At 42.5% G+C, this 5,239-nt stretch carries 2 protein-coding genes and 2 tRNA genes; all 4 read left to right on the forward strand.

What is annotated here, in order from left to right; translation table 11 throughout:
* The first annotated feature begins 151 nt into the window (after positions 1-151).
* The 4 genes from HMPREF3230_RS05715 (at position 152) to murI (ending at position 5,109) form a co-directional block, all read left to right on the forward strand.
* Positions 152-225: transfer RNA gene (locus HMPREF3230_RS05715), tRNA-Lys, on the forward strand.
* A 112-nt stretch (positions 226-337) separates the two neighbouring features.
* Positions 338-410: transfer RNA gene (locus HMPREF3230_RS05720), tRNA-Arg, on the forward strand.
* Positions 411-670: 260 nt separating this feature from the next.
* Positions 671-4,078 carry a mupirocin-resistant isoleucine--tRNA ligase gene (gene ileS, locus HMPREF3230_RS05725; RefSeq protein WP_196489658.1) on the forward strand — a complete coding sequence of 1,136 codons (3,408 nt, stop codon included), beginning with the start codon at positions 671-673 and terminating at the stop codon, positions 4,076-4,078.
* A 251-nt stretch (positions 4,079-4,329) separates the two neighbouring features.
* Complete coding sequence (gene murI / locus HMPREF3230_RS05730; protein ID WP_075523974.1) at positions 4,330-5,109, forward strand: glutamate racemase; 780 nt, start codon at positions 4,330-4,332, stop codon at positions 5,107-5,109.
* Positions 5,110-5,239 lie beyond the last annotated feature (130 nt).

The following is a 5,239-nucleotide window of genomic DNA, read 5'->3' on the forward strand; positions in this document are numbered from 1 at the left end:
GCTTTCAACCTTGTGCAAGTCCTCTCGCATTAAGCTCGTTTGAAGCGCGAGCTTTGCTTCAAACGAGGGTAATGCGACACGCCGATTTGCGCTCTCATTAAATTTGAGTATAGTTATTTCTCGGTTCAAAAATCAAATGAATCTAGCCAACGCCCCTTTAGCTCAGTTGGTTAGAGCAGCTGACTCTTAATCAGCGTGTCCGGGGTTCGAATCCCCGAGGGGGCACAAATAAAACCCAAGCCTAGAGCTTGGGTTTTTCATATTGTTCAATCAAAGCATTCGTGTATAATATCCCTTTGTTGTTTGCTAGTTAATCATGTTGTAGCAAACTTACACTGCCTCGGTAGCTCAGTGGATAGAGCACCACTCTCCTAAAGTGGGTGTCGTCAGTTCGATTCTGATTCGGGGCACTTTTTACACAATGTTAGGGGATAGTGTTAGATTGTTCCTAAATTAAGCGATGATCCGTTATCAGCGGGGAGTTTTCGGAAGAACGGCGAGCATTCTTAATATTTTCGCTTATTAGAACCGACGGGATTGGCCCGCATAGCCAAATATAAGCGGTTATAAGAATAGTTTTAAGATTCTTATAGCAAGCGAGGTGGTACCGCGGTAGGCAACTGTCGTCCTCGCAGGGAAATGTTTAACCCTGTTTAGCGAGGAGAGTACAGTGAGCGAATCTGCTAATATGGCAAATGATACGTCTGAGAATCATGTGTATCCAAAAGTAAACGTTATGGCAGTAGAATCTAATGGAGATTCCGATAATACTAGCTGTGTTTCGCCAAATCCTTCATTCCCACAACTTGAAGAATCTGTGCTTCAATACTGGGATGCAAATAATACGTTTAGAAAATCAATAGAGTATCGTCCATCTGGCAAAGGTAGCCAAAATGAGTTTGTTTTCTTTGATGGACCTCCTTTTGCAAATGGTCTTCCACACTATGGTCACTTGCTAACAGGTTACGCAAAAGACGTTATTCCTCGCTACCAAACTATGCGTGGTCGTAAAGTAAACAGAGTTTTCGGTTGGGATACTCATGGTCTTCCTGCAGAATTGGAAGCGCAAAAAGAGCTTGGAATCGAATCTGTTGAGCAAATCGAGAAAATGGGAATCGCAAAGTTCAACAATGCTTGTCGTTCCAGTGTTTTGAAGTATACGAATGAATGGCAAAACTACGTGCATCGTCAAGCGCGTTGGGTTGATTTTGAGCGTGGCTACAAAACTCTCAACATTCCATATATGGAATCCGTTATGTGGGCTTTCAAGCAGCTTTATAACAAAGGATTAGCTTACAAAGGCTACCGCGTGCTCCCGTACTGCCCGAAGGATCAAACTCCACTTTCTGCACACGAGCTTCGTATGGATGCGGATGTTTACCAGAATCGTCAAGATACAACTGTTTCTGTAGCTGTAAAACTTCGAGATGAAGAAGACGCCTACGCAGTATTCTGGACTACTACTCCTTGGACTGTGCCAACCAACTTCGCAATCGTAGTCGGCGCAGACATCGATTACGTGGAAGTTCGCCCGACTGAAGGCAAGTTTGCTGGTAAGAAGTTCTACATCGGTAAGCCTTTGCTGGGATCTTACACTAAGGAACTTGGCGAAAACTACGAGGTTGTGCGCGAACTTAAGGGAGCTGAGATGTCAGGCTGGCGCTACTATCCAGTATTCCCTTACTTTGCAAGCGAATCTGCGCTTAAAGAAGGCGGTATTCCTGGTCCTAATGCTTTCACAATTTACACAGCAGACTATGTTGACACTTCTGAAGGTACTGGTTTAGTTCACCAAGCTCCTTACGGCGAAGACGATATGAACACGCTTAACGCACATGAAATTCGAAGCGTTGATGTGCTAGATGCAGGCTGCAAGTTTACAAGCGATTGCCCAGATTACGAAGGCTTGTACGTTTTTGACGCGAATCTTCCAATTTTGCGTGCTTTGCGTGCAGGAGATGGACCTCTTGCTAAAATGCCGGAAGATCAACGTGCGCTATTATTCCAAGAAAAAAGCTACGTGCACAGTTATCCTCACTGCTGGCGTTGTGCAACTCCGCTTATTTACAAACCTGTTTCTAGCTGGTTTGTATCTGTAACGAAGATTAAAGAAAGATTGCTTGAACTTAATCAAAAGATCAATTGGATTCCTGGAAACGTGAAAGATGGTCAGTTTGGTAAGTGGCTTTCTAACGCTCGCGATTGGTCAATTAGCCGTAATAGATTCTGGGGCTCGCCAATTCCAGTGTGGGTGAGTGACGATCCGAAGTATCCTCGTGTAGACGTTTATGGTTCCTTGGAAGAGCTTAAGGCTGATTTTGGGGATTATCCTCGCGATGATGATGGTAATGTGAATATGCATCGCCCGTATATTGATCGCCTGACTCGTCCTAATCCAGATGATCCTACTGGAAAATCACAAATGCATAGGATTACAGATGTTCTTGATTGCTGGTTTGAGTCTGGTTCTATGCCTTTTGCTCAATTCCATTATCCTTTTGAAAATAAGGAATTCTTTGAGGAACACTTCCCATGCGATTACATCGTTGAATATATCGGTCAAACTCGTGGATGGTTCTACACGCTTCACATTATGGCTACGGCGCTTTTTGACCGCCCGGCTTATAAGAACGTGATTTGCCATGGTATTGTGCTTGGTTCTGACGGTCAGAAGATGAGTAAGCATTTGCGAAATTATCCAGATGTGAATGGCGTTTTTAACGAGTATGGTTCAGACGCAATGCGCTGGTTCTTAATGTCTTCGCCGATTTTGCGCGGCGGCAATTTGATTGTGACTGCAGATGGCATTAGGGATACAGTTCGTCAAGTTATGCTTCCAATTTGGAGCTCGTATTACTTCTTCACTTTGTATGCGAATGCTGCAAACGGTGGGGAAGGTTATAATGCTCGTCGTCTTCGTGCAAGTGAGGTTTCGGGACTTTGTAACATGGACCGCTACTTGCTTGCTCGCACGCGTTTGCTTGTTGAGCGCGTAGAAAAGTGTTTGAACGAGTTTGCTATTAGCGATGCTTGTGCGGCAGTAAGTGACTTTATTGACGTACTTACAAATTGGTATATTCGTGGCAGCCGTGATCGTTTCTGGAATGAAGATGAAACTGCTTTCAACACTCTTTACACTGCGTTGGAAGTGTTTATGCGCACAATTGCTCCTCTTGCTCCTATGGAAGCAGAGGCTGTGTGGCGAGGTCTTACTGGCGGAGAATCTGTGCATTTAGCTGATTGGCCTTATTTGGTTGAGCCACAAACTCTTTGCGATGGAGAGAAAAATCCTAAGGCTGAAGAAGTTACTGAGCTTGGCGCTGTTCTTGCTTCAGATGATGCTTTGGTTGCTGCTATGGATAAGGTTCGTGAGGTTGTGTCTTCTACGCTTTCGTTGCGTAAAGCGGAACAGTTGCGTGTGCGTCAGCCGTTAGCAAACTTGACAGTTGTTGCAGAAAATATTGATGCTGTAGAGCCTTATGAGCAGGTTCTTGAGCGTGAGCTTAACGTGAAGAATGTTACATTCTGCACTTTGAAAGATGCAAGCGAACACGGTTTGAAGATTGTTCATGAGCTTAAAGTGAATGCTCGCGCTGCTGGCCCTCGCTTGGGTAAGCAAGTTCAATTTGCTATTAAGTCTTCTAAGAGTGGCGATTGGCATGTTGACGGCTCTGGCGCTCCTGTTGTTCAGACTCCAAACGGCGAAGTTGCGCTTGTTGAGGGCGAATATGAGCTTGTGAATCGCGTTGAGTCTTCGGATGCTCAAGCAGCTGCAAATATGGCTTCTGCTGCAATGCCAACTGGCGGCTTCGTTATGCTTGACACTGCTTTGACTAGCGATTTGCTTGCTGAAGGATATGCTCGCGATGCTATTCGCGTTGTTCAGGATGCTCGCAAGGAGAACGGTTTAGATGTTACGGATCGAATTGCTTTGACTTTGAGCGTGCCAGCTTCGGACGTTGCTAAAGTTGAGCAATTCCGAGACTTGATTGCTAAAGAAACTCTTGCTACAAGCTTCGAAGTTACTGAGGCTGATTCTAGTGCAACAGAGCTTAGAGTTACTCTTAAGCGCGCGTAGTTTAAGTGCAAATCTTTAGCTAACTAAACAAAAAACGTGCTGGTGTATGATTAAATACATCGGCACGTTTAGTTTTTCTAGTTTTTCGTATTAGTGTATTATTTTTTCGCATTAGTGTATTAGCAAGCGATTTTCGCTATTCTAAAGAATTTTTGGATTTTCAATATTCATTCATGCATGTTGATTTAGCTTTTTAGTTAAGATGTTGATACTCGCTATTAGAGTTGTGAACTGATTCTAGGAGGTATTGAATGTCTTCTTCAGCGCCAATTGGAGTATTTGATTCAGGATTAGGCGGTATATCTGTTGCTCGCGAAATCAGATCTGCTATGCCTAATGAACATATACTTTATTTTGGGGATTCAGCAAACGCTCCTTATGGCATTAAAACACCTGATGAAGTTAAAAAGCTTAGTTTTTCTATAGTCGAAAATTTTGTAAAGAATGGTGTTAAAGCAGTTGTAATCGCTTGCAATACAGCGACTTCTGCTGCTGTAAAAGATTTACGAGAGTATTATAATATTCCAATTATTGGTATGGAGCCTGCTTTGAAATTGGCTTGCGACTTAGGTTGCGGTAAATCTCAACGTGTAATAGTTGCTGCAACACCTCTTACACTTAGAGAGCGCAAATTTGCAGATTTGTTAAATCGATTCGCGTGCGATCATACTATTTTTTCTCAGCCTTGCCCTGATTTAGTTAGAATTGTAGAAGATGGTGAATTAAACAATCGTGATTTTGTAAATTGTGCTCTTCATAAATATTTTGATTCGTATGATTTACATTCGATTGATTCAGTCGTATTAGGTTGCACTCATTTTATTTTTTATCGCGATTATTTTAGAGATTTTTTGCCTTCTAACGTTAAAATTGTTGATGGTAATGCTGGTACAATCCATCATTTGCAAGAGATATTAAGCTCTTTAGATGCGCTCGCGCCAAAATCAGAAGAGGGTAGTGTTACTATATCTAATTCAGATACTGGCAAGAGGATTAGTGAGTTAGCTCAAAGTTTATTTTTCGCAAAATAATAACTAATAATAACTCTTGCATGTTTTTGTAGCTTTTATAAAAGGTTATAGGATTTTTTTACAGGATTTTCCTGTGTTTGTGAGGTGTGGGAATTGCTTACCTCACAGGAGCTTCAACTTTTTACGCATG

Source organism: Gardnerella vaginalis (assembly GCF_001563665.1).
Classification (GTDB): Bacteria; Actinomycetota; Actinomycetes; order Actinomycetales; family Bifidobacteriaceae; genus Bifidobacterium; species Bifidobacterium vaginale_A.